We start from the raw sequence: 25,548 nt of genomic DNA on the forward strand, positions 1-25,548 counted from the left end.
GTGGCGCAAAGGAACCATTTTTGAAGCGGATTAGCAAATTATTTTTATTTGTTCTAAATAAGATTAATTTTTAGTCACCTGTTAGAAATACTTAAGCTTTTCTTATGCGTATATTAGGTTGTATTAATTCGAATTATGCCAAATAGCGAAGATCATTTCTATTCCAATCTGCTCATTCATAAATTGCCATTACATCAATTATTGATTCAAAATAAATTATTTGAAAAAGTGATTGCGAGCTGGTGTGTAATCATCACGGATATCAAGCGTTCAACAGCGGCTGTGAATTCAGGTTTACACGAAAATGTTAACCTCATTGCTACGGGAAGTATTGTTGCCGTGCTCAATATTGCATTTAAAGCAAATATTTCGGTACCATTCTTCTTTGGTGGCGATGGAGCCACTTTTATTGTTCCACCAAGTATTGTAGATGATGTGATGAAGTCGTTATTGAAATACAAGGACAATACTTTACAGAATTTTAACCTTGATTTAAGGACTGGGGTTATGCCAGTTGAAGAAATTTATAAAAAAGGCCATACGCTTAATATTTGCAGATTTAGTAGCGCTGAAACATTTTCTATCCCCATTGTTTTGGGTGATGGTCTGGCTTACGCCGAACAAATTATCAAGGGAGAGAATTATCTGTTAGCCGGCCATGATACTGCAAGTGATGAAATCGATTTAAGTGGCATGCAATGCCGTTGGGATAAGATAGAACCACCCGAAAACAGTGATGAGGTGGTTACATTAATCGTTATAGCTTCAGAAATAGAACAACAGGCAATAGCATTCAGCAAAGTGATCCATCACCTCGATCAAATTTATGGAACACCCGAAAAGCGTCAGCCGATTTCAGTTTCTAAGTTGATTTTCAAAACAAGCTTTAACAGTTTAGGAAAAGAGATGAAACACCGAATTGGAAAAATTAAACTTTTTGAACTGATCAGATCATGGCTCATCAACATTTATGGCTATATCTATTTCCGAACAGAGCGTGGTAAAAAATACCTGAAACAGCTTGTAGAAATGTCTGATACGCTGGTGATAGATGGTAGAATAAATACGGTAATTACCGGAACTGCACAGCAGCGGTTAATGTTGCAGAAAGCGCTTAATCAGCTCGAAAAAAATAATGAAATTTTATATGCCCTTTACGTTAGCGGCGAATCGATCATGTCTTGCTATGTTAGAGATCTGGAGGATGATCATATTCATTTTGTTGATGGAGCAGATGGGGGATATACTCAGGCCGCGGGAATACTTAAACAGAAAATACGCGATAAATTAAATGCCAGATGTAAAAGGTAAATAATAACCAAACTTTTGTAAAGGCCACTTGTATGATTATTAGTATAATTTGATTTATCATAAATATCAGCATAGTCGGGTTTTAATTTTTAATTATAAATGGAAAATTATTCAAGGGTTTTAAGTAATAATCAACTTTTAGAGGTTCTTTCCTTATCAAAAGATGCAACAGCAATATACACATCCGAGCATATTGTAATCGAAATGGCTAATGATGCCATGATTGCTTTTTGGGGAAAAGACCGATCTATTATTGGTAAACCTTTAGAAGATGCTGTGCCAGAGTTGAAGGGCCAGCCTTTTATCAATATGCTGAAAAATGTATTGCTAACGGGCATTACAGATAAAGGAAATGCCATTCCGGCCGAAACCCTAAGGGACGGGAGGTTACAAACAGCTTATTATGCTTACGAATATCGCGCCATTAAGAATGAAGCCGGGATGCCTTATTGTATTCTTCATACCGCAAGTGATGTTACTGATATGGTTAATGCGAAAAAGGCCATTAAAGAAACTGAACTGCAACGGGAGGCACTAGACCAGGAACAGATGCTAATCAGTATAAAGGAAGAGCGGCAAAAGAATGATTTCATCAGTATGGTAAGCCACGAGTTAAAAACGCCTTTAACCTCTATTAGTGCTTATGTTCAATTGATGCAGAGTAGGAGTTTAGCAGACCTTTTTGTCGTAAATACTTTAGATAAAGTTCAAAAACAGATCCGGAAAATGAGTTCTATGATCACTTCTTTTTTAAATGTATCACGTCTAGAATCAGGAGAAATACATTTGACCCTATCTCATTTTGATCTTGATAAGCTAATTTGTGATATTGTAGAAGACCTAAGGTTGATTCATCCCAATAATCAGATCAATTTTATAGAGGGAGAGCCTAAATTAATATATGCAGATAAAGATAAAATTGGCTCTGTAATTTCAAATTTGATTAGCAATGCCGTAAAATATTCAGATCAGGGCAGTACTGTTTTTGTTCAATCAGAAGCCTTGGAAAATGAAGTACATGTTTCTGTAAGAGATAATGGCATTGGTATTGAGGCTCATGATCTGGAAAAGCTTTTTGATCGGTTTTATCGCGTAGAAAACCAGCAAACTAAAACAATTTCAGGTTTTGGGATCGGTTTATACCTCAGTGCAGAGATTATAAACTTACATCAGGGTAAAATTTGGGCAGAAAGTAATTATGGCGCTGGTTCTACATTTCATTTTTCGCTCCCTGTAAACCGTTAATTTCAGATTGGATCAATGCCGGACCATTTTTTCGAATCGTCATCCTCAATAGCTTTGAGGATGACGATCGCTTTTTTTAACTTAAAATTTCATCAATCAGTTTTACTTCAGTATCACTAAATTTTATATTATCAAGAGCTTTAATTGAATCCGTTATCTGCTCTGGTTTACTGGCACCTATCAATACTGTGGTAATTCTCTCGTCTTTCAGTATCCAAGATAAAGCCATATGTGCTAATTTTTGTCCACGCGATTTGGCAACATCATTTAGTTTGGCAATCACTGCCAATTTCTCTGGCGTAATATTGCTTTCTTTCAGGAAAATACCACTGGTGGCAATTCTCGAATCGGAAGGAATGCCATGTAAATATTTATCGGTAAGTAAACCTTGTGCCAATGGCGAAAACGGAATACAGCCCACACCATTTTGCTCCAAAACATTAAGTAAACCATTTTCTACCCAACGTTCAAACATCGAATATTTAGGCTGGTGGATTAAACATGGCGTACCGTTATCTTTTAAAATTTTGATGGCTTTTGCGGCTTCTTCTGCCTTATAATTCGAAATACCTACATACAAAGCTTTTCCCTGTTGAACCAGGAGACTTAAGGCGCCCATGGTTTCTTCAATCGGAGTTTCAGGATCTGGACGGTGGTGGTAAAAAATATCAACGTAATCCAGCTTCATACGTTTTAAGCTCTGGTCTAAACTAGAAACCAGGTATTTTTTCGAACCCCAATCGCCATAAGGGCCATCCCACATGGTATATCCGGCTTTGCTGGAAATAATCATTTCATCACGATAGCCCCTAAAATCTTCATGGAGAATTTTTCCGAAAACTTCTTCAGCCGAGCCTGGAGGCGGGCCATAATTATTTGCTAAATCGAAGTGGGTAATTCCATTGTTAAAAGCAGTGTAGATTAGGTTTTTGCTGTTTTCAAAAACGTTTACATGTCCGAAATTATGCCATAAACCCAACGATATTGCAGGCAGTTTTATGCCACTGTTCCCGCAACGGCGATATAGCATTTTGTCGTAACGATCTGTTGAAATGATTTGATTCATATTTGGGATTTGATTGCCACAATAATAATCAGTTTTACTGGATTTTAGTTGATATTAGGTTAATATATCTTCAAATAGGTGAAAATGCTGAAAGTTCAATTTAGCTGAATAGTAATCGTTATACCAACCCGTTTCTACACCTTGTATTTAGCTCATCTTTTTAAAATGATCCTGGAATAAATCCGATGGTTATCGGATCAGGAAGATGATGAAAATAAACAAATATTTTTAATCGTTCTACATTTTGTTGTCACCGATTCTACAAATCGTATCATTGCTCGTGTTTAATTAAATTATTCTTTAATATATGCATTTTAGATTATTCTAAATCGTTTTATTTGTAAAGTTAAGTCATATACTTATATTTAAAAACTTAATTGAAAATCTAAACCAAATATCCCATTTTATGAAATTACAATCATTAACGAAACTCGGTATGCTAGCTGTAATTGGCTTTGCATCTTGTCAATCCGGAACCAAAAAATCTTCATCAGCTGATAGTTTAAAAAGCGACTCGACAGCCGTCGTAAAACTTGTTGCCGATTCTTTTAAAAAGGAAATTGATGGTAAACAAACAGCGTTGTACACCTTAAAAAATAAGAACAATGCCGAAGCTATTTTTACCAATTATGGTGGTCGCCTGGTTAGCTTATTGGTACCAAATAAAGAGGGTAGGTTAGTTGATGTGGTAGTGGGTTTTAAAAGTATTAATGATTATGAAAAATCAACCGAGCCCTACTTTGGTGCAACGATTGGCCGATATGGCAACCGCATAGCAAAGGGTAAATTTACGCTTGAAGGTAAAACCTATTCGCTGTTTACCAATAACGGACAAAATACCCTTCATGGTGGAAAAAAAGGCTATCAATATGTAGTTTGGGACGCAATTCAGCCAAGTGCCAATACCTTAGTACTTCATTACCTATCAAAAGATGGTGATGAAAATTTTCCAGGCAATTTAGATGTTAAAGTAACTTATACCTTAACGGATGATAATGAACTGAAAATGGACTACGAGGCTAAAACCGATAAAACCACTATCGTAAATTTAACAAACCACGCATTCTTTAATTTAAATGGCGATGGAAGCGGTGAGATTTTGAACCACGAGGTGCAGATTTATGCAGATGATTACACGCCTGTTGATTCTACCTTGATCCCGACAGGAAAAATTGAAAAGGTTAAGGGAACGCCGTTCGATTTTACCAAAGCAACTACTATTGGTGCGCGTATAAACGATAAAAATGAACAGTTAACCTTTGGGAAGGGTTATGATCACAACTACGTGCTAAATAAAACCAAAGCTATGGGTATGTTCCACGCGGCTACGGTTAAAGGAGATAAGTCGGGTATAGTGATGGATATTTATACGCAGGAGCCAGGCTTACAATTTTATAGCGGCAACTTTATGCAAAGTAAAAATACCTTTAAAACTGGTGCTAAAGATGATTTTAGAACGGCAATTGCATTGGAAACACAGCATTTTCCAGATTCACCAAATCAACCCGCTTTTCCATCAACAGTTTTAAAGCCTGGGCAGGTATATAAAACAAGCTCTGTATATAAATTTACCAAATAATCGTCTGGTGATCTCCCAAAAATGACAAAATAAAAACGGCCTGTAGAAATGCAGGTCGTTTTTATTAGAAAAGTTCTTGTAAAACCGGATCGGTATAGTCTTCTATAAAAGCAATAATGTTGTTATAAGCTGCAAATTCTTCTTTCGTATGCATAGTTGTTAGCACAATACATCTCATCCCGGCATTCTCTGCTGCTTCAACACCTTTTGGTGCATCTTCAAAAACTATGCAATGGCCGGCAGCAATGCCTAAAATTTCAGCCCCTTTGGTAAAAGTTTCCGGATCGGGTTTACTATTTACCACATCTTCTGCACTTACGATGGCTTTAAAATAGGAACGGATATTTAAATTATCGAGTACAAAATTAATATTGAAGGGAATAGCTGCCGATCCAATAGCCATTTGAACGCCTGATCGTTTTGCTTTTTCTAAGAAGTCGCCTAAACCTGCTATTAATGTTAAATGTTTTTTATAAGCAGCTTGATATCTATGCTCTTTTTCGATTGAAATCTGATCAATCTGTTCCTGAGAGAAATGACCAATACCAAAAACACGCTCTAACAGGTCTTGGTTTTTACCATACATCTGTTTTTTAACCGCATCGAAGCTAATACTTGCTCCTAAATCTTTTGTAAGTATGTTATGCCAGGCATGATTGTGGAAAGCCATATCGTTAATCATGGTTCCGTTAAGATCGAAAAGAAAAGCTTTGGGTTTATTATTCGTCATGGCGACAAAATTATCAGATTTTTTTATGATTAAGTTAAAATATCTATCAAAGCGAAAATTTAACGAATAATTTATTCCTCAAAGTGGTGCCAAAAATAGATAGCCTGAAAAATAAATTTTCCACAACAGTAATTTTTTGGTTGTTATACGCGTTTTCATATTTGGAAATCCGGTATTCAAGCAATAGCTTGCATCGTTTTAAAACCCCCAGATAAATATTATGACTGCTGTCCATCATGAAAGTGATCCTCTTATTAAGTATTTAAATGAGCTGCAGCCATTAAGAAAAGAAATAATTGAGCGGATAAAAACAGAAACATTCAAAATCATTGTGCGTAAGAATGAGGTTTTGCCTAACCTTAGTGATATTAATGGCGATTGTTTATTTTTTATTGTTAAAGGCTTAGTGCGGGCTTTTGTAATAGATGAAGGAAAAGATATTACCGCCTGGTTAACAGACGAAAATCATCTTATTGGTAGTATTCGAAATCCGGGAACGCTTATCCCAACTTATCAGGAACAATATCAGGCACTGGAAGATTCTGAATTACTTATACTGCCATATCGTTTAATTGACGACATATACGCACAGTTTCCTGAAACCAACATATTGGCCAGAAAATTATTGGCCATACATTATCATATGTCGCAAGAGCGATCTATTTTATCACGAATCCCCTCAGCAGAAATAAGGTACAAGCAGTTTAAAATCGGGTATCCTACTATCAAGTCTAGGGTTCCTCTAAAATTTTTGGCCAGCTACCTGGGGATGAGAATAGAAACTTTAAGCAGGATCAGGAAGAAAGAAAAGGAAAAAGAATAGGGTTAATTTGCTTTCTTTTTGAAGTAAAAATAGCAAAGCGGGAAAAGGCAGATTAAGCCTAACAGAAAACCACCAACTGTATCGGTAAACCAATGTGCACCCAAGTAAATTCTGGATGGGGCAATGGTGATCATCAAAAATGCTGATAAATAAGTTACTATATTTCTAGTTAACTTCGGCACCCCTTTTAAAGTATTTATCAAAATAATTAAGAAGCCAAAAAAGAGGGTATAAGAAAGTACATGCCCGCTGGGATAGCTCTGAAACCGGTTTACTTCCACCAGTCGCACATAAAATGCAGTAGGGCGTGGGCGGTTAATCACATTTTTTATACCCAGGATAATTAATCCAGACAATAGCACTGTCGAAATGAATAGGCCTTCGCGTTTATACTTTTGTTGATAAAATATGTTTGCTACCACCACTACCGAAAGTAATGAATAAGGGAGTTCTCCAAAAAAACTGATGGCCAGCATCAATTTATCTAACCAATCTGCATGATATTGCTGAATGAACAACGAAGTTTTAATGTCAAAATCAAGTATAGGATGATGCGCAATGAAAAAACTTAAACAAGTGAATGCAGCAATCAGTAAAATAAGTATAAAAATTAGTGTATTTCGTTTTAAAAGCATAGGTATAGATTGATCAAAAACCAAAACTATGGTTTTTATGTCAATAGATGCAAAATTTTCAGCTTTTTAGAAATGGATTGATTTGAAATCAAAATCTATGAAAGTCTAAATTTAAGTATAAGAAAAACTACAAGGCCAAAAATATTCATCAAGGAAATAAAACGATTCATCAAGGAAATATGCCTATCTGTATAATCCGCTATGATATGTTGAAATGATTTTCAATCTTCGAATCAGATAATAAGGATATCTATGCTTACGAGGTCGGCAGGATTAATTTCCTGCCGACTGAAGGAGCACTCCTTTCGACAATTTACTCACAAATTATACGTTTTGTATTAACGCTCCAGCCGAAGCTCTCCTCCTTTAAATAAGGAGGTGCTTAGGTTGATCAATATCACCCCTTTCTGTCGCCAATTTTTTAAACAATTTATATCTATTATTGGTTTTCTTTGGTATGGAGCCTAAGCCATATAAAGATGAGGATATTAAAGTGCCCCGCTTTGAAGAAAGTGCTGGTTTTTACACCACAGCACAGCGGAGTAAGAACATGTCTAAAATTAAGGCGAAAAATAGCCTGGCAGAGTTGAAACTACGCAAGGCGCTTTGGAGCAAACATGTTAGGTTCAGAATCCACCCTAAAAATTTTCCTGGCAAACCCGATCTGGTTATCAATAAGTACAGGCTTGCCATATTTGTAGACGGCGATTTTTGGCATGGTTACAAATGGGATGAAAAAAAATCAGCTTTAAAAACAAATTCGGGTTTTTGGATCCCGAAGATTGAACGAAATATGCAACGTGATAAACATATTAACCAATTGCTACATGCTCAGGGTTATACCGTAATGCGGTTTTGGGAACACGAGGTACAGGAAAGTTTAACAGCATGTGTTAATCAGGTTTTACTTTATATTGAGGCAGCTAAAGCGGCAATCATTCCGCAGTTTGATGATTAGGCTGTTTATTTTACGGTAATCTGCTTCGGATCGGTAACTAAAATCTGTTTTTTGCCTTTATAATCAGATATAATTCCAGTAACACAGATTTTATTTCCCATAAACATGCTCGAAGGTTCTGAAGAAAATTTACGCTCATCTTCTTTATTGATGACTATAGTGATCAGCTCTTTTGGATAGGCACCACCTAAATTAATTAAAGTTAACTTGTCTAAAGACTTTGCACTATACACCGAATCGCAAATAGTTACATTTTTACCGATATTTTGAGCGGCATCTTTGGCTAAGACCAGCGTTTGACTCTTTGTATATAATGTCGAGGCAATTAGCAACAACAGGAGGGGTAATTTTTTCATAGATAGGATGATTTAAATGAAAATTTAATAACGCAAAAAGCATTAGTTTAGCCTTTCAAAGTTAAGCTGAATTTGATGGAAATCAATAACTAAAACCAAACAAGCACAAATATTACATGAATTAGATTTTATGTTAACATTAAAAATATCTAAATTGTAAGTAAATATTGCTGGCCAAATATTTCTTCGCGTTGATATGAAAGTAGATTACATTGCGTTATCTGTCCCCGTGTTTTTTATTCTGATCGGAATAGAATTGGCTTATAATTTTTATAAAAAACTAAATTATTATCGGCTTAATGATAGTATTGCCAATTTAAGTCAGGGTATAGGGCAGCAGCTCACCGGGATTTTTATGAAAACCGCATTGTTTTTTGGTTACAAATATATTTTTGAGCACTGGCGTTTATTTGAATTGCCCAAAACAATATGGGTTTGGATACTGCTATTTATTAGCGTCGATTTTTTCTATTATTGGTTTCATCGGATGAGCCACGAAGTAAATGCTTTATGGGCAGCACATATTGTACATCACCAATCAGAAGAATATAATTTAACCGTGGCTTTGCGGCAAAGCTGGTTTCAGGGCTGGTTTAGCTGGTTATTTTACCTGCCATTAGCATTTATTGGTTTTGATCCGATTATGTTTTTAACATTAAGTTCTTTCAATACCTTGTATCAGTTTTGGATTCATACCAGAGCCATTAAAAGCATGGGCTTTTTAGAGTATATTTTAAATACACCTTCACATCACCGGGTACACCACGGCTCTAATCCTAAATATCTTGATAAAAACCACGCAGGTACATTGATTATCTGGGACCGCTTTTTTGGTACTTTTCAGAGAGAAGAAGAAGAGGTTTATTATGGTATCACTAAACCTTTAGCCAGCTGGAATCCCGTTTGGGCTAATCTTCATTATTGGGATGATCTGGTTAAAACAGCAAAATTATCACCTAAATTCAGTGATAAAATTAGAGTTTTTCTTGAACCACCTGGCTGGTTTCCTGCACACCTGGGCGGATTTCAACATGCGCCGGAGATAAATGTAGAAACCTATAAAAAGTATAATCCAGCATATCAATCAAAGTTGACAGGTTACGTTCTGATTCAGTTTTTAGTTGCTTTAACTGCAGGTTCTGCAATATTGTTTTCTTATCATAAAATGGAAACCATTGCTTTGGTATCAGGGGCAGTTTTTACTATATTCACATTAATTACCTGTGGTGCGTTATTAGAACAAAAGGCATGGCAAATTAGGTTCGAATATTTTAGACTGCTATTTGGTGTTTTGTTGGTTTTATTTTTGAAATTTCCGATAGGATATCAAGTAATTTTTGTGGCTATCCAGTTAATATCCGTAATTTGGTTTTTTAATTTGCAAAAGGCAAATCCTAATCCTGATGAAGACTAAGCTATTTTCATTTATATTTTTTCTTGTATTTGTAATTCAGCTATATGCCGAATATGCCAATAATATTGAGCTCCGAAATTTCTCTAAGCCGTTAATTGTGGTGGTGCTTTTGGTATGGCTTTATCTCAGCACAAACTTGAAAGGGCGTTTCCATAAGAGAATTTTCATCGGATTAATTTTTGCCTGGGCTGGTGATATTTTGCTGATGTTTCAAAGCGGTAAACCAAGTTTTTTTATATACGGATTAATCGCCTTTGTGGTCTGCCATATTTTTTACATCAGGGCATTTACACTCGATCACAGATCAAATCCTAACCATAAAACGCCTTATTTTTTGTGGGCTGTAGGCGCATTTGCTATTTTTTGTTCAGGTCTGTTTTTCTACCTGCAGCCAAAACTGGGCGCAATGCAGTTCCCCGTTTTAATGTATGCCATTATTATCACGGTTATGGCTATTATGGCTGTTAACCGATATGGAAAAGTGAATATTTTCAGCTTTAAACTCATCCTATATGGGGCGCTGTTTTTCTTATTGTCAGACAGTGTGCTGGCTGTAAATAAATTTGCTCAGCCCATTCCACAAAGTGGTGCTTTAATTATGGCAACCTACATGATTGCACAGTATTTAATTGTTTATGGAACAATTTCGCGGCAGCTAGTGGTTACAAGAACTGAAATATAACAGATCTATGTAAGCCATTTAATCTTTGAAGTTTTAGAAAAGTAGGTTTCTCTGGTAATTGGTTGCAGTAGTCCTGCTCTCGTTCCAACCTTTTTAGCTGCGTTAAAAAAGTAAGTTACTGGAAAGTAAAAAGGATTTCCACATGATCAGGTTTATAGAACTTTACAGAGTTGAAACAAGCAAAATATAAACTGGTGTTAGCGGTTGACCCTAAACCCTAAACCCTAAACCCTAAACCCTAAACCTTGCTACCTTCCACCTTTCTTTTCCTTGTCTAAAACCGTAAAAGTTTGCACCAGCCTTTCTCCGTTTTCATCAACAAGGGTTAAAGTATGTTTACCAGGCGGTGGACTAATGGCCAGTTGATGAAAATTTGTAGTAGTGCTAATATATTCATTGTCAATATGCCAATATATTTTAGAACCTGAATTTCTGTGGGCTGCATTAATCACAATTTTGCCTCTTGTTCCATCCAGTTCTAAAGGAATGTAAACTATAGCATTGTTTTTCGGATAAATTACTTCCATTACGCTATTTCCACCTGAAAGGTCGCAGCCATCTTTAAAAGGAGGGAGCGATTTATAGTCGCTATTTTTTATTTTGTAATAATACTCCATTGCTGGTGGTAGAATAAACCAGCTTTTGTGTTGCATATGGGGTATGCTTTCACATTGGTCGGTAACCCTAAATGTGCCTGTTCTGTCCAAATGAACCAATTTATGGAAAGGGCAGACGGCAGTTTTCTCTCCTGCAACCGGCACTAATTCTTCTGTTACATTTGTACAGTATTCTCCAGCTTTATACCCGCTCTGCTTGCATATTTTTATCTTTTTAAGTTTGGTGGCTGGTGTTTCGAACCATTTTCCATTGGGCAGTAACCTAAAAATATCAAATAGAACTGGGGCAGCTGCTTCAATCCCTACCAGGCCAGGTCTTCCTTCTCCATCGGCATTGCCCACCCAAACACAAACTACATAATTTGGTGTTAAACCAACAGCCCAGGCATCGCGAAAACCGAAACTCGTTCCTGTTTTCCAGGCAACTCTTTGCGATGAGGAAAATTGCTCCCATAAACCTTCATCACCTGGTCGCATTACTTCTTCCATTGCATTAAATGTAGCCCAAATCGAGCCGTGGTCTAAAAAGGAGGTGCGCTGATAATCTTTTTCATCTTTATTTTCGTTATTGAAATAGCTTGCAGGTTTATAATCTTCAGGGTTATACAAACCTTTATAGGTATTGAAATGGTTCAATGTGCGCACCATGCCCATGTAGGTGTTGGCGAGGTCCCACATGGTAACTTCGCTGCCGCCTAAAATTAACGACAAGCCATAGTGATCAGCTGGTTGGTTAAGTGTTCCAATTCCAATTTTTTTTAGTTTATCGTAAAAACGTTCGTATTTGTATTGCTGCAGCATTTTCACCGCAGGGATGTTTAGGGAGCGGCTCAGCGCTTTATCTGCAGCAATGGCACCATCATAGCCCAAATCATAATTTTGTGGTGAATAACCCGCTATTTGAGTTGGGATATCGGGGACTAACGTGTGTGGTAATATAAAGCCATCATTCATCATACTGGCATAAAGCAGGGGTTTTAAGGTACTGCCAGGACTTCGTGGTGCTTTAATCATATCTACGTGGCTTTGCAGGCCGGCATTTTCTGGCTGATAGATATTGCCTACATAACTCACTACCTGCCCAGTTTTGGCATTGAGTACCAGCGCTGAAATATTGTTGATGTCGTTTGCCCGGTAACGGTTGTTGTACCGTTTTAATATGGCGTTAACCTTTAGTTGGATATTTTCATCCAGCGTAGATGTAATTCGAGTGGAGGGGATTTTAAGACTTGCTCGTTCTACTTTAAAACGGTTCAACAGGTGCGGCGCATTTTGGGGTAAGGGCATAGGCTTGCCTGGAACGGGTTCTAGCTTAGCTAAATTAGCCGTTGCCTGATCGATGTATTTTAGTTTAGCCAGCTTATCTAATAAATCATTTCTTTTTTTAATTAATTTCGCCGAGTTTTTACCCGGATGAACCAAAGAAGGACTATTGGGCAATACGGCCAATGTTGCCATTTCACCCCATGAAAGGGTTTTTGCATTGCGACCATAATAGCGCCAACTTGCCGCTTCTAAACCCACAACATTACTGCCGAATGGCGCATTGGCAGCGTATAGGGCTATAATTTCCTCTTTTGAATATTTTATTTCTAAGCGAAAAGCTAAAATTACTTCCAATAATTTCTGCCAAATCGTTCGGTCTTGTTTTCGCGATAAACGAATTACCTGCATGCTTAATGTACTACCGCCACTAACCACACTTTTAGCCTTCCAATTCTGACGCATGGCCCTGCTCATGGCCAAAAAATCAATGCCAAAGTGATTATAGAACCGCTTATCTTCGAAAGCAATGATACAATCTTTAAATTTTACGGGAACACTATCTGCAACAGGGAACCGCCATTGTCCATCGCTGGCAATTGCTGCACTTAATAAATTGCCATTGCTGGCCTCAATTACAAACGATGTGGGGGTTTTAAACAGTTTCGATGGTAACGAAAAAAGAAAAGCCAAAAGCAGGACAAAGCAGATGAGATCGGAAATGAGGAAAGCTTTTGGGATTTTGTTCATTTAATTTTTAAAAATAAATTTCGGTCCGCGGAGACATGGGCCGAGTCTCTTTTTTTAGTATTGTGCGCCGTGTTTCGTGCATCCACGAATCAATTCGAGAGTGAAATAACGTGCTATAAAATTATTTATCAAGCGCCTTATTTAATATCGTTTCAAAAACTGGCTGAAAATGGATTAAAACTTTATCGTTTATTAGTTTGTAATTCTCTTTATCGAAAACCACATCATCGAATTTGTGATTTTTATAACTAGGTGCTAGGACAACTTTAAAATCATTGCTTCCTTTTAAATACTTGATTAGTGAAAAATTATAAAACAACATCGGTCGTTTATCATACATACTCAATGTTGCAATGCCAAAATCGTGATCGAATCCATCAAACATTTGCATCGGATCTGTTAAGGTGTAAGCATTTTTTTTTCTAATAATTATAATTTGATCCAGGTTGTTTTTAATACAGAAGTCTTCAGCATAGGCAACCATTTTTTTGTATTTATGTCGCTCAGAAAAATATTCAAGTTCTTTAAAATCAAAGTTTTCTAATTCCTTATTTTCAATGTTTTTTTTATTTAAGTAAGTAGTTAAATAAGTTAATAGATTAAAATTTAAGTTGTTTTCTGCAAGTACTTTTGGATTAAATGCTCCTTTAAGGTAAACATAACCCATCTGGTAGTTAGTGTCGGATACGATTCCGGTTTTTTGTGCAATTGAACACAACGGAATAAGAAAAATTAAAATTGTAAATATAATTTTCATTTTGGATGGTTTCTGTTTTAACTACATTGTATTTTCTAAGTATATTCTTCATTCGCCTTGTTTCGTGTCACCACGAAACAATCCATTAATAAGTTTTTGTTAAAATTCTATTCTTAAATCTTTTAAGAATGAATAATTAATTTCATTGTTCTCGTAAAAAGAAGCTGATGAATATAAGTAATCCTGAGGTTCATTTGCTAATTGCCAGTGTTCTGTACAGGGATTGTTGTGTAAATAATCTAGTTTTTGATAAGCAACTTCTGGAGAATATAGATGTATTGCCACTGGATCTCTCTGCCAAAATTCATAATTTTTATTAGCCGCATTTGTATAATAATTCATCAGCTCATTTCGATTCAATAATTTTTTGAACTCATGTGCTGTATATTTTAAAAATGAGCCTTGTGCTGTTCCTTTTCCATTTAATTCTTTTATTCGCCAAATTGTGTGAATATGATTAGGCATAATTACAAACGCAAAAACATCGATCTTCTTTAACCTGTTTAGGTATTCAAATGAATTTAATATTACTTCTTTAAATTCTACCTTTTGCAAAAGTTTTTGCCAATTGTTTATAGTTGCCGTCCAAAAATAAATTTGACCTATTTCAATATAACTCTTTCTTTTTTGTTCGAATAGATCATCAATTGTTGTTTAAATTTCGGTCCGTGGAGACACGGACCGAGGCTTGGATTTTTATTTTACGCTGTGGTTCATGCTTCTTTTATGCCGTGGTTCGTGTCTCCACGAACCACAAATTATGCTACTTTACCACCTGCACCCACTTACCTGCTTCAGTTGCCGAAATATCATTATTGTACATTGCTTCACATTGAACAGCTGATAAGTAATATTTACCTAGATAAGAGGCATTAAGTAATACCTTGTAAACTAAACTTTCGCCTTCCCTTACATTAAAATAGGTGAAAACGCGGTCATCTCTGATATCCTGATAGGTAAAAGGAGATGAGGCTAAAATGCTTTGATTATCGTTAACGCGGGTATTGATGATTTCCCAGCCTGAAGGGAAAATCTGTGTTAGCGCCATTTGTTCGTAATAACCCATTCTGCCAGGATTTTTTACGGTTACCTCCGCATAAAAATCTGTTCCCTGTTTTAAGGTAGTCGGATCCAGTACTTTACCATTTAAACGTTTATAGATCACGTTCATATCCAATACCTCTGGTCGGTTTGGCAAGAAATTGTTCTGACCAGCAATTGGTTGTCCTTCTAAAACCAAGCGAACAAACAACACGTTATTGCCATTATTGGTAATAGAAGCCGTATTTCCTTTAAAGGTTACAGGCGTACTGTTAATGTATTGATTTGAACTTACAGGGGCCGATTTTCCGTCTAGTACATACTGATATTGCAGTTTATTTGCCGATTGGTTTGAACCACAGAATTTTGCAATAGCCAACAAACTATAAGCGGTTGTTTGTGTGCTGTACCAGGTGTTTTCGCCAAGTTTAGCAGCTAAAGGTTGTAGTAAACCTGCAGCTTTTGCTTTCTGACCGAGTAGGGTTAGGGTTTCTAAAATCATGGCCTCATCGCGTACGTCAGAGCCATAAGTCCCACCCAATTGTTTGTAAGCCTGAATGGATGTATCTAAACCTCTGATCATATTTTGAGCAACATCATTTTGTCCGGCCAGTTTATAAGCAGCTGCCAATCGCCATTTTGCAGCGATTGATAAATATTCAAAAGCTTTTAAACGGTTCATTGCTGCCATTTCGGGTTTTTTAGCTAATGCAAGCATATACAAACGATAGGCCTGAGACAAATCTCCACCATAAAAATTATTACTGTTTGGCGCCCAGTTTGCCGCTTTTGATTTTTGAAAACGCAACAGTTCATCCAAAAGGCCAACAGGAAGGGTATAACCAGCATTTTGTGCTTCAACCAGGAAGTGTCCGGCATAATTGCTTCCCCATTCATCAGCAGTACCTTCGCCAGGCCAGTAAGACAAACCGCCATCTGTAGTTTGGAAACCTTTTAGCCTGTTTATGCCAGCTTTAATGTTTTTCTCTGTTGTGGCTTTTTGTTGTTCATTCAACGGACTCAATCTATCCAAAAAGAGTTGAGGAAATATACCCGAAGTAGTCTGCTCAATACAGCCGTGCGGATATTGGATGAGATAACTCAATCTTTTGCCAAGGTTGATAGCAGGGATAGAAGAAACTTCCAGTGAACCAGAGTTTGTACCCGTCATACCAATTGGTAAATAGTTTACCGCCCATTTGGTATGCGGCTGAACCGTTGCAGACACCACATTGGTTACATACGGGTTTGGATTTCTGATATCCATTTCCACATCGTAAACTGTTTTTTCAGCTCCACTTTGTGCAACCACTTTTACTTTGGCAATACCTACTGTGTTGGGTGCTTTCACTTCGAAATAGGTCATTTGCTCACCTGTTTGTTTGTAGTAAAGCTGCTGTTTGTTACTTCCCTGAACAATTAAGTTATTTGTCTGGAGTTGTACAGATACATTTTTAAGGTTGTTCTCCGTAGCAAAAACGGTTACTGGTAAGGTGAAACTTTCTCCCGGACCGATAACCCTTGGCAAAGTAGCCAAAACCATTAACGGCTTTTTAACCTGAACTGATTTTTCGGTAAAACCATATGCAGCATCCTGTCCGGCAACTACCATAGCTCTTACTGCACCAATGTACTGGGGTAATTTAAATTTGTGCGTTTTACTTTCGCCTTTGCCAATGGTAAATGGCCCCATAAATTTAACCACCGCTTTAAAACGGTTGGCTTTTGCTGGATTTAAGTTCTTGTTGATGCTACCATCACCACCAATGCTTAAAATGCGTTCTAAATTTCCTCCCCATGCGCCTAACACATAGTCGAATAAATCCCATGTTTTTACGCCTAAACCTTCGCGGGCATAAAATGCACCATGTGGATCAGGTGTTTTAAAACGTGTTAAATCTAATAATCCTTCATCTACTAGGGCAATGGTGTAAGTCATTGCTTTACCGTTCTGCTCAGCAACAGTGATGGTGTTTTCGGTCTCAGGCTTGATTTTATCCAACATTTTTATGGTTGGTTTTAGGATGGTTTGCGGATCTTCTACCGAAAGCGGAATTGCGCCGTACATCCTGATCGGTAAATCGTTAACCGTTTGTGCATGCGGTTGCAATAAAGTAATATTGGCAAAAACATTTGGTGCCATTTCTTTCTCTGCTTTGAACTTAAATTGCGTTTGTCCGGCTTTGGTATCTACCCAAAAGGTTTTTAATACCCGGCTTCCATTTTCTATAGAAATTAATGCTCTTCCGTTTTTACCAGTTGGGATGGTTAAGGTAATATCCTCTCCAACAGTAAATTTTTCCTTATTAGCAGTGAAAGATAACATAGACGCTTCAGTTGGATTGCTGCCCTGTTCGCGCTGTGCCCAGCCTGGCCAATCTACATAAACAGATTTTCCGGTAACGTGGCCACCGTTTACATCGCGTACTAAAATCAAATAACGGCCCCATTCTGGTTCATCAACGCGTAAATTCCAGCTTCCTTTTCCGTTAAATAAGTTTACCTGATGGCTTTCTACCAGTTTATTATACTGGTTTTGTGTAAAGTTAGCGTAGGTGTACTGATCATCCTGTTCCCACCACCAACGCCATTGTGTTTTATATAATTCTACCTGAACGGTTTTGGTTCCGCTCAGCAGTTTTCCATCGGTATTTACATTTACAATTTCGATTTTATGGTCTTTTCCGGTAACCAACATGCCACTCAAACGGTCACCTTTCTCTGGTCGGATACCCAAATAACTGCTGTACACATGATAAGGAATGCTAAAATTATCTATACTGAAATTACCTCCTGGTTCGAAAACTTTGGTTGTAAAGTTTGCCCTTAACACGCCGGGAGCGGTATTATTCTCATTGAGGTTGGTGTTAATCTGAGCTGTACCGTTCTGGTTTAAAGTGCCTTCGAAAATGGTTTTAACCTGCGATTCGAAGTTAATGGTTGGGTTATCGAAACTAAAACCGTCAAAACCTTTAAATTTGGTTTCTGTAGTATTTAAGTTTACATCAACCTTCGCTTTTAAGTTTTGTGCAACGGCACCGAATAGCCATTTGGCCGATAGGGTAGCGGCTGAGGTTCCTGAGCTCAAATATGTTCTGTTGCCAACGTTGAAATCAATCTTCAAACGGTTTGGCATTACGGTTTCGATTTTTAGGGTTTTAGTAAATGTAGCACCACCTGCTTTAACTTTTGCCATCCAGTTGCCAGTTGGCGCTGTACTTTCAGTAGCGGTTTTAAAGGTATAGAACCCATTTAAAGGTTTACCATTGATTAATCTTTTATAAAGCTGGCCTTTCGGGTTATAGAATTCCATCGTTACCGGATAATTGGCAGGCAGTTTTTTAAGTTTGTCTTCCAGCACAAAAGAAACAAATAAACTGTCGCCAGGCCGCCAAACGCCACGTTCGCCATAAATGAAGCCTTTTAAGCCACTTTGAACTACATCCCCACCCACATCGAAGCGGCTTAACGGAAGTGAGCTTCCATCGTCTAATTTAAGGTAGCCACGTTCTGAACCATTTTTAGCAATCAATAAGAAAGGCTGACGTTTCAGGTCAAAACTTGCAAAGCCATCACCATCAGTTTTAGTCGTGAATATGATCTGTTTTTGGTAATCCATCAACTCCAGGTTTACACCACTTAATGGTTTTGCCGTCAATAAATCTGTTGCAACGATAAGCATACTGTTATCATTACCACGTTTGGCTACCAAACCAATATTTGAAGCAATTAAGTTTCTACTGGCCCAGCGCTGGTTGGTGTAAAACGATGGCGTACATGGATTGTCTTTATCGTTCCACCTGTAATTTGGCGGGTAATAATTATTGTAACGTTGCCAAAAGTCATCATCTTCGTCAATCTTTTCACCGTAACCTTCATAATCTCCATATTCGGCTTCTTCCTCATTACCATCGGCTTTTTCTTCCCCGGTTTTACAATTGTAGGCATTGTATTCCTGTCTGAAAGCAATGGTAACCCTGTACATTGCACCCGGCTCAGTACGGATCATTTTATCCAGATCGAGGGTGAAACGGTTCTTTTTATGGAGATTAAGCGCTTTATCTTCATCTAATCGCACGGTTTTTTGCAGAATAGGTTTTGCTACCCTACGCAACTCGTTACCATCTTTATAACTATTCGTTTGAAAAAACTGCGGTATGTTATTTTCATAAATTTTGATCACGGTTACATCAACAGCCTTTAAATTAATCGCTTCGAAAGGTAAAACCAGCTTTCCGGAGTTGGGTAAAATGGTACCATTACCGGCAATGGTAACGGCTGGTAATTTATCCTCGAAAACTAGATTGGCTACTTTACCGTTTGGAAGTGTTTTCGCATTGATGTTTTCTACTCCTGCATTCACACTTAGCGTATAATTGCCTTTAAGTTCTTCGGCAGCATAAACTTTAACCTGACTGGCATCAATGGTATACCTTAAGTCGCTCAGATTGCCAAGCGTAATCATACCTGTTAAATCCTGTCCTACACCAATGGGTTCAGAAAATTGCACCAAAGCATAATCTTCTTCACCCTGAATGGCCTTCATATCCAGTATTTCGAATTTATTTATGGCTGGAACTCGGATTTCTACTTCTCCTTTTTGTTCTGCATCAATGGCATCGCCATCCCAATCTATTTTTAAATTTTGATCGTTTCCAGTCTTTTTTATGCTGTCGATAGTAAATTTTGAAGTGTTTTTTGCCGGATCATGCTGCCATTTGATTTTTAGCTTTTGGTCAAAATCTAAAGAAACCGTTTTCTCTATTTTACTGGTTTCTTCTTCATCTGCAGTAGCCACTTCACCAGTTAATTTCATATAATCCATCGCAGTATTGTTCTGCGAAACCAATCCGTTTTGAGAAAGCATCATCCCTGGGGTAATTACTTTAAACTCAAAATCGAAATCTTCAAGGCCTTTTTCTGTAGCGGAAACCTCCGAAAGTTTGAATGTAGCTTCGTAGTTTTTGCCAGGTTTGAGGTTTTCATCTGGCCTAAATTCAACCGTCTGTGGATCTATCCAATAGGTTTTGCCCGAGATGGAAGGGGAGAAGTCGAAAAGTTCGCGTGAATCTGCCTTGCCCAGATCCTGCATGCCTGTTGCCGCATTGGCTAAATGAACTCTGATAAAACTCTTTTTGGAAATGGTTCCGGAAGTATAGGCTTCGATATATTTTGCATAAGCCTGATTTTCTTCATGATTTTTTTTCTTTCTATTGAAATAAATAAATACGATTGCCGCTATAGAAACAGCAAGTAATCCGATGAAGATAAATTTCTTTTTAGAGGAAGATTGATAGGTAGATGGTTGTTCCATGTTTGAAATTCGTTAAGATAAATGGGGATATAATGTTACGGTAAAAGCAATAGATGTGTCGCAATTTATCCTTTGCATCCTAAACCCTATATTCCATCCGAAAATAAACTAAAATTCACGTTAAAATAAATTATGTTGAAAATTAACGCTTATGGTTTGTTCCTTTGCATGGTTTTGGATAAGTTTACAACATTAACCCAATACAACCAGATATGATAAAGAAACTCTTGATTTTTTCGAGCCTGTTAATTACAGCAAATTTTTGTTTTGCACAAAAGACAAATGCAGAAAAAGAAGTTAATGAAGCTGTAAACAAACTTATTGGTCTAATGATTAATCCTGATAGCTTAGGCTTAGACAAGTTGTTACTTAATAATTTGAGTTATGGTCACTCAAGTGGAAAAGTGCAAACTAAACAAGAGTTTATGCATTCATTATTATCAGGCGAATCAGATTTTTTAGATGATATTATTCTGGGTGATCCAAAAACAATTGTTCAAGGGAATACTGCTCTAGTGAGACATAAACTAATGGCCCAAACAAATGATAAGGGTGTAAAGGGTAGTGTAAATTTATATATTCTTCTAATCTGGAGTAAAGAAAAGTCGAGCTGGAAATTAATTGGAAGACAGGCTGTTAAGGTGCCTTAGTTGAGTTCCTAGTCTTAAGTCCTAAGTCGGTAGTCAAAGACGCTAGACTGAGGACTTAAGACTCATGACTAAACTATTTAATCATCACCCCGGGTCTGTTTACCAGCGGAATCTTGATCATATTGGAATCGATGATGCTTTCGGGCAAGAAAATGAATTTCTTATCATAAATAGTGCTGCCAATATAATAGCTTAGCCAATATTCGTTTGTTAAGCCGAAAACTTCAGGATCAATGGCTTCCACTCCTGCAAAAGAATTTGCTTCCATGTCGCCTACAAAATGCCTTAAAACAGAAGTTTTTACCTGCTTTCCATCTTTTTCTCCATAACCTTTAGAACTGATTAAAACATTGGTAATTGGTTCGTTTTTTAAATTAACGAGATAAACCGTCCAGCTTTTTACTTCAGGTGTTTCGCCCATCAATACAACGGCCATTGCAATATCTTCAACTGTATTTTCTGGTAAATCTGCTTTCAATTTTTGAAATTATTGAATGAGTAAATAAATGAATTATTGAATAAGCGGCCTTCATTTCGGGCTGTTAAAATCTTTAATTGACCGTCACCTTGTGCCTGTTGATAAAATATGTATGTCCTTCGACAGGCTCAGGATGACAATATGAATATTTGGGTTGCCAAATTTTATCCTGGCAATCCAAATATCATTTAATCCTGGCCTATTTTTTCTTAGCCACAGCCTTTTTCGCTACTGCTTTTTTCTTTGCCGGTGCTTTTTTCTTCGTTTCGAAGGCATTAGGCACCTGCTCTACAATCATTTTCTTAACTACTTCCAAATCAATATCAACCAATTCTTCTGGTGTATATTTTTGTTTGGTAGACTCGTTATTCCTCAATTTGAGCATCAACTTGCCAAAACGGATAAATGGTCCCCAACGGCCGTTTTCGATAGAAATTTTTTCAGCATCCCAGGTTTTAATGTATCTGTTAGCCTCTTTTTCTACTTTTTTGCCGATTAAGGTATTAATATCTTCTTGTGTTAAATTGTCGAAATCGTATCCTTTTGCAGGAATATTGATGAAGAGGTCGTTCCATTTGATAAACGGACCAAAGCGGCCTTTGCCCTTTGTTACACCTAAACCTTCGTAATAGGCAACAGGTGCATCATCATCCATTTTCTGGCGGATAATTTCAACTGCTCTTTCGTAAGTAACCGATAAAGGCTCCTCGTTTTTAGGAAGGGAAATAAAACTTTCGCCCCATTTTACATAAGGACCAAAACGGCCAACCCCGATCATTACCTCTTTTCCTTCAAAATCAGGTAGTTGAAAAGGAAGTTTAAATAGCTCCAGCGCATCATCTAAAGTAATGGTTGCAACAGATTGCGTACGCATTAAGCTGGCGTACCGGGGTTTTTCCTCTTCATCAAGCTCTCCAATTTGAACCAATGGTCCAAATTTACCTACTTTGGTGTATACATTTTTACCTGTTGCCGGATCTAAACCCAATAAACGCTCACCAGTGGCACGTTCTGCCGTTTCAAGCGTGGTTTCTACTTCGGTATGAAATGGATTATAGAACGAGTGCAGCATTTTAGTCCACTCTTGTAAACCTTGGGCAATTTCATCAAATTCTTTCTCCACCTTTGCCGTGAAGTTAAAATCGACAATGCCTTTGAAATGTTCTACCAGGAAATCGTTTACAACCTCACCAATATCGGTAGGGAAGAGTTTTGATTTCTCAGCACCGGTAATTTCAGATTTTATTTCTTTTTTTACCTGTCCATCAGCTAAAATGATAGAAGTAAACTTGCGTTGTTTGCCATCTCTATCTTCTTTAACTACATAACCACGGTTTTGTACTGTAGAAATGGTTGGTGCATAAGTAGACGGGCGGCCAATGCCCAGTTCTTCTAGTTTTTTAACCAAACTGGCCTCTGTATATCTTGCTGGCGGACGCGAATAACGCTCGGTTGCCTGCATTTCCTTTAAAAATAGTTCCTGTCCTTTGCTTAATGGAGGTAAAATTGCACCACCTTCTTTTTCTTCGTTTTCTTCATCATCGGTAGATTCCAGATAAACTTTTAAGAAACCATCAAATTTTAATACCTCACCTTCAGCAACTAAATGTTCTTTTCGGGTTGAGGCGGTAATCTGAGCGGTTGTTTTTTCGAATAACGCTTCGCTCATTTGAGAAGCGATTGAACGTTTCCAGATTAAATCGTACAAGCGTTTTTCTGAAATATCGCCGTCTACACTGTGTCTGTCGAAATAAGTAGGTCGGATGGCTTCGTGAGCTTCCTGGGCACCAGCCGATTTTGTTTTATAAACGCGGTGTTGGTGGTATTTATCGCCGTAAGCAGATTTAATTTCAGCGGCAGCGGCGTTTAATGCAGTTTCGGATAAGTTTACGGAGTCTGTTCTCATGTAGGTAATCTTACCAGCTTCGTACAGTCTTTGTGCAACCTGCATGGTTCTTGCTACCGAAAATCCTAATTTTCTGGAAGCTTCTTGTTGTAAGGTTGAAGTGGTAAATGGGGCTGCAGGATTACGTTTTGCCGGCCTGGTTTCTAGACTGGTAATATCGAACCTGGCATTTACACAGTCCTGAAGGAATTTTTCAGCATCAGCCTCGTTTTCGAATCGTTGTGGCAATTCTGCTTTTACAATTTCTTTTCCTTTGCCGGTAGCAAACTGGGCAGTGATTTTATAGGCAGCAGCTGCGTTAAAGTTTAAAACTTCTCTTTCTCTATCAACAATTAAACGTACAGCAACTGATTGTACACGGCCTGCCGATAATGATGGTTTTACCTTTTTCCACAAAACAGGAGAAAGTTCGAAACCCACCAAACGATCTAATACACGGCGTGCCTGTTGTGCATTTACCAGATTATAATCAATTCCCCGCGGACTATCGATTGCTTTTAAAATTGCTGGTTTGGTAATTTCATGAAAAACGATGCGTTTTGTTTTCTCCACTTTTAGGCCTAAAGTTTCGAATAAGTGCCACGAAATAGCTTCTCCCTCACGATCCTCATCGGATGCCAGCCATACCATTTCGGCTTCCTTAGCTAGTTTTTTTAACTCGGCGACAATGTTTTTCTTGTCGGCGGGCACTTCGTATGTCTGCGCAAAATTATTTTTGATATCAATGGCCATATCACCTTTAACTAAATCGCGGATGTGGCCGTAGCTAGATTTTACAAGAAAATCTTTGCCTAGGTAGCCTTCTATGGTTTTAGCTTTTGCGGGTGACTCGACGATTAATAAATTTTTGGCCATGAAATACGTTTTTGTGCAAATAAAGCTATAATTAAAGCATAAATCCAAACCTGAGGAGAATTTAATACATTTTTTTTATTAAATGCAGCGGAAATATGTTGGTTTATAGGTTAATTTTAATGTGGTTTAATCTTTTTTTTGGAAAGCAATATCAGTAATTAATAGGTATGGCTTTTTCCCGCCCTTTGCTACAAATCCTCAACCTCGTTCCTCGGTCTGCGGGTTTTCCGCTTCGGTCGGGTTTAGGTGGCCTGTGTAGTGCTGCTATTTAGGTTTTAATAGCGTTGTGCCAGGCTGAAGGTACAAAATGGCATCTGGCTTTGTTAATTAAACCAGATAGAGCGGAATAGCCCAGAGCACAGCGAGGACTATAAGCGATAGCGGGGCTGTAAACCGCCAAGAACCACTGCCTTCAATTTCCAAATCAGAAAAGACTGTTATTTAAAGGGTGAAATACATGCTTTCATTTTCAATCAAACCTTAAGCTCTTTAATTATCCATATTGCATAATTTACAACAACGTTACGTTGGCACAACCTATTTGTACCTATATTCGTATATAAAAATAAAACAACGATGATCAGCACAATTTTAATCCTATTAAACTTATTGGTATCTCCACCAAAAAATGTTTACGATTTCAGCTTTAAAACCATTGATGGTAAAGAAATTAAACTGTCGAAATTTAAAGGCAAAAAAATCTTAATTGTTAACACCGCTTCTAAGTGTGGTTTTACCCCACAGTATGAAGATTTGGAAAAACTTCAAAAACAGTATGGTAAAAAGGTAGTATTAATTGGTTTCCCTGCGGGTAACTTTGGCGGACAGGAGTTTTCTACCAATGCAGAGATTAAAGAATTTTGTACCGGAAAATACAATGTATCTTTCATGTTGGCAGAGAAAAGCAGCGTGAAGGGTGATGATATCAGTCCATTGTTCAAGTATTTAACTTCTCAAACCAATACGGAAGAGCAAGGTGATATTAAATGGAACTTTGAGAAATTCTTAATCAATGAAAAAGGAGAATTGGTACACCGTTTCCGTTCTAAAACAAAACCTACTGACGAAGCGATTGTTAAAAACTTATAAAGCTTAGCGTTTAGGGGTTAGTGTTTAGG

The 25,548-nt window shown here is 37.5% G+C and carries 19 protein-coding genes; 9 read left to right on the forward strand and 10 right to left on the reverse strand.

Annotation, left to right across the window (positions count from 1 at the left end; genetic code table 11):
- Positions 1–135 precede the first annotated feature (135 nt).
- Positions 136–1,311: a DUF3095 family protein gene (locus tag ACTJKN_RS09460; RefSeq protein ID WP_440824390.1), complete on the forward strand. Its 1,176-nt coding sequence runs from the start codon at positions 136–138 to the stop codon at positions 1,309–1,311.
- Between the two features lie 99 nt (positions 1,312–1,410).
- Entirely contained in the window at positions 1,411–2,556 is a 1,146-nt protein-coding gene (locus ACTJKN_RS09465; protein WP_440824392.1) for an ATP-binding protein, read from the forward strand.
- Positions 2,557–2,632: 76 nt separating this feature from the next.
- On the opposite strand, the gene mgrA is transcribed toward ACTJKN_RS09465, so the two are convergent.
- Complete coding sequence (gene mgrA / locus ACTJKN_RS09470) at positions 2,633–3,622, reverse strand: L-glyceraldehyde 3-phosphate reductase (RefSeq protein ID WP_440824394.1); 990 nt, start codon at positions 3,620–3,622, stop codon at positions 2,633–2,635.
- 406 nt (positions 3,623–4,028) lie between these two features.
- Between mgrA and ACTJKN_RS09475 the strand changes: the two genes are divergently transcribed.
- Positions 4,029–5,201 (forward strand): aldose epimerase family protein, encoded by a 1,173-nt coding sequence (locus ACTJKN_RS09475; RefSeq protein WP_440824396.1) that lies wholly within the window; start codon positions 4,029–4,031, stop codon positions 5,199–5,201.
- A gap of 64 nt (positions 5,202–5,265) precedes the next feature.
- On the opposite strand, the gene ACTJKN_RS09480 is transcribed toward ACTJKN_RS09475, so the two are convergent.
- A complete protein-coding gene (locus tag ACTJKN_RS09480; RefSeq protein WP_440824398.1) occupies positions 5,266–5,931 on the reverse strand; it encodes an HAD family hydrolase in 666 nt (221 codons plus the stop codon).
- Positions 5,932–6,151: 220 nt separating this feature from the next.
- Here ACTJKN_RS09480 and ACTJKN_RS09485 point away from each other — a divergent pair, with 220 nt between their 5' ends.
- A complete protein-coding gene (locus ACTJKN_RS09485) occupies positions 6,152–6,754 on the forward strand; it encodes a Crp/Fnr family transcriptional regulator (protein WP_440824399.1) in 603 nt (200 codons plus the stop codon).
- 2 nt (positions 6,755–6,756) lie between these two features.
- Here ACTJKN_RS09485 and ACTJKN_RS09490 read toward each other — a convergent pair whose 3' ends face one another.
- Positions 6,757–7,389 (reverse strand): phosphatase PAP2 family protein, encoded by a 633-nt coding sequence (locus ACTJKN_RS09490; protein WP_440824401.1) that lies wholly within the window; start codon positions 7,387–7,389, stop codon positions 6,757–6,759.
- Positions 7,390–7,846: 457 nt separating this feature from the next.
- On the opposite strand from ACTJKN_RS09490, the gene ACTJKN_RS09495 reads away from it, so the two are divergent.
- Positions 7,847–8,347 (forward strand): very short patch repair endonuclease, encoded by a 501-nt coding sequence (locus ACTJKN_RS09495; RefSeq protein WP_440824403.1) that lies wholly within the window; start codon positions 7,847–7,849, stop codon positions 8,345–8,347.
- Between the two features lie 5 nt (positions 8,348–8,352).
- Here the strand turns inward: ACTJKN_RS09495 and ACTJKN_RS09500 are convergent, their stop codons facing one another.
- On the reverse strand, positions 8,353–8,703 hold the full coding sequence (locus ACTJKN_RS09500) for a hypothetical protein (RefSeq protein ID WP_440824405.1): 351 nt from the start codon (positions 8,701–8,703) through the stop codon (positions 8,353–8,355).
- A 196-nt stretch (positions 8,704–8,899) separates the two neighbouring features.
- Here ACTJKN_RS09500 and ACTJKN_RS09505 point away from each other — a divergent pair, with 196 nt between their 5' ends.
- Together ACTJKN_RS09505 and ACTJKN_RS09510 are read left to right on the forward strand one after the other, a co-directional pair.
- Positions 8,900–10,117, forward strand: coding sequence for a sterol desaturase family protein (locus ACTJKN_RS09505; RefSeq protein WP_440824407.1), 1,218 nt, complete (start codon positions 8,900–8,902; stop codon positions 10,115–10,117).
- A complete protein-coding gene (locus ACTJKN_RS09510) occupies positions 10,107–10,799 on the forward strand; it encodes a lysoplasmalogenase (protein WP_440824409.1) in 693 nt (230 codons plus the stop codon). The genes ACTJKN_RS09505 and ACTJKN_RS09510 overlap by 11 nt, the downstream gene beginning before the upstream one ends.
- Before the next feature lie 248 nt (positions 10,800–11,047).
- On the opposite strand, the gene pbpC is transcribed toward ACTJKN_RS09510, so the two are convergent.
- The 4 genes from pbpC to ACTJKN_RS09530 form a co-directional block, all read right to left on the reverse strand.
- Entirely contained in the window at positions 11,048–13,429 is a 2,382-nt protein-coding gene (gene pbpC / locus ACTJKN_RS09515; RefSeq protein ID WP_440824411.1) for a penicillin-binding protein 1C, read from the reverse strand.
- Positions 13,430–13,550: 121 nt separating this feature from the next.
- The gene (locus ACTJKN_RS09520) at positions 13,551–14,186 is read right to left on the reverse strand and encodes a hypothetical protein (RefSeq protein WP_440824413.1); all 636 of its coding nucleotides are present in this window, start codon (positions 14,184–14,186) and stop codon (positions 13,551–13,553) included.
- Positions 14,187–14,285: 99 nt separating this feature from the next.
- Positions 14,286–14,741 (reverse strand): transposase, encoded by a 456-nt coding sequence (locus ACTJKN_RS09525; RefSeq protein ID WP_440824415.1) that lies wholly within the window; start codon positions 14,739–14,741, stop codon positions 14,286–14,288.
- A 208-nt stretch (positions 14,742–14,949) separates the two neighbouring features.
- Entirely contained in the window at positions 14,950–20,541 is a 5,592-nt protein-coding gene (locus ACTJKN_RS09530) for an alpha-2-macroglobulin family protein (protein ID WP_440824417.1), read from the reverse strand.
- A 212-nt stretch (positions 20,542–20,753) separates the two neighbouring features.
- On the opposite strand from ACTJKN_RS09530, the gene ACTJKN_RS09535 reads away from it, so the two are divergent.
- Positions 20,754–21,191, forward strand: coding sequence for a nuclear transport factor 2 family protein (locus tag ACTJKN_RS09535; RefSeq protein ID WP_440824419.1), 438 nt, complete (start codon positions 20,754–20,756; stop codon positions 21,189–21,191).
- Between the two features lie 73 nt (positions 21,192–21,264).
- On the opposite strand, the gene ACTJKN_RS09540 is transcribed toward ACTJKN_RS09535, so the two are convergent.
- A complete protein-coding gene (locus ACTJKN_RS09540) occupies positions 21,265–21,669 on the reverse strand; it encodes a hypothetical protein (protein WP_029274671.1) in 405 nt (134 codons plus the stop codon).
- A 199-nt stretch (positions 21,670–21,868) separates the two neighbouring features.
- Positions 21,869–24,430, reverse strand: a complete 2,562-nt coding sequence (topA, locus tag ACTJKN_RS09545) for a type I DNA topoisomerase (protein WP_440824421.1) — start codon at positions 24,428–24,430, stop codon at positions 21,869–21,871.
- Positions 24,431–25,006: 576 nt separating this feature from the next.
- Here topA and ACTJKN_RS09550 point away from each other — a divergent pair.
- Positions 25,007–25,519: a glutathione peroxidase gene (locus tag ACTJKN_RS09550; RefSeq protein ID WP_131031023.1), complete on the forward strand. Its 513-nt coding sequence runs from the start codon at positions 25,007–25,009 to the stop codon at positions 25,517–25,519.
- Positions 25,520–25,548 lie beyond the last annotated feature (29 nt).

The organism is Pedobacter sp. 22163, assembly GCF_052045595.1.
Taxonomy (GTDB): domain Bacteria; phylum Bacteroidota; class Bacteroidia; order Sphingobacteriales; family Sphingobacteriaceae; genus Pedobacter.

Excerpts from the sequence above, each read along its gene's own strand:
- ACTJKN_RS09460 (WP_440824390.1), top strand. The coding sequence starts at position 136 with ATGCCAAATAGCGAAGATCATTTCTATTCCAATCTGCTCATTCATAAA.
- ACTJKN_RS09465 (WP_440824392.1), top strand. The coding sequence starts at position 1,411 with ATGGAAAATTATTCAAGGGTTTTAAGTAATAATCAACTTTTAGAGGTT.
- mgrA (WP_440824394.1), bottom strand. The coding sequence starts at position 3,622 with ATGAATCAAATCATTTCAACAGATCGTTACGACAAAATGCTATATCGC.
- ACTJKN_RS09475 (WP_440824396.1), top strand. The coding sequence starts at position 4,029 with ATGAAATTACAATCATTAACGAAACTCGGTATGCTAGCTGTAATTGGC.
- ACTJKN_RS09480 (WP_440824398.1), bottom strand. The coding sequence starts at position 5,931 with ATGACGAATAATAAACCCAAAGCTTTTCTTTTCGATCTTAACGGAACC.
- ACTJKN_RS09485 (WP_440824399.1), top strand. The coding sequence starts at position 6,152 with ATGACTGCTGTCCATCATGAAAGTGATCCTCTTATTAAGTATTTAAAT.
- ACTJKN_RS09490 (WP_440824401.1), bottom strand. The coding sequence starts at position 7,389 with ATGCTTTTAAAACGAAATACACTAATTTTTATACTTATTTTACTGATT.
- ACTJKN_RS09495 (WP_440824403.1), top strand. The coding sequence starts at position 7,847 with ATGGAGCCTAAGCCATATAAAGATGAGGATATTAAAGTGCCCCGCTTT.
- ACTJKN_RS09500 (WP_440824405.1), bottom strand. The coding sequence starts at position 8,703 with ATGAAAAAATTACCCCTCCTGTTGTTGCTAATTGCCTCGACATTATAT.
- ACTJKN_RS09505 (WP_440824407.1), top strand. The coding sequence starts at position 8,900 with ATGAAAGTAGATTACATTGCGTTATCTGTCCCCGTGTTTTTTATTCTG.
- ACTJKN_RS09510 (WP_440824409.1), top strand. The coding sequence starts at position 10,107 with ATGAAGACTAAGCTATTTTCATTTATATTTTTTCTTGTATTTGTAATT.
- pbpC (WP_440824411.1), bottom strand. The coding sequence starts at position 13,429 with ATGAACAAAATCCCAAAAGCTTTCCTCATTTCCGATCTCATCTGCTTT.
- ACTJKN_RS09520 (WP_440824413.1), bottom strand. The coding sequence starts at position 14,186 with ATGAAAATTATATTTACAATTTTAATTTTTCTTATTCCGTTGTGTTCA.
- ACTJKN_RS09530 (WP_440824417.1), bottom strand. The coding sequence starts at position 20,541 with ATGGAACAACCATCTACCTATCAATCTTCCTCTAAAAAGAAATTTATC.
- ACTJKN_RS09535 (WP_440824419.1), top strand. The coding sequence starts at position 20,754 with ATGATAAAGAAACTCTTGATTTTTTCGAGCCTGTTAATTACAGCAAAT.
- topA (WP_440824421.1), bottom strand. The coding sequence starts at position 24,430 with ATGGCCAAAAATTTATTAATCGTCGAGTCACCCGCAAAAGCTAAAACC.
- ACTJKN_RS09550 (WP_131031023.1), top strand. The coding sequence starts at position 25,007 with ATGATCAGCACAATTTTAATCCTATTAAACTTATTGGTATCTCCACCA.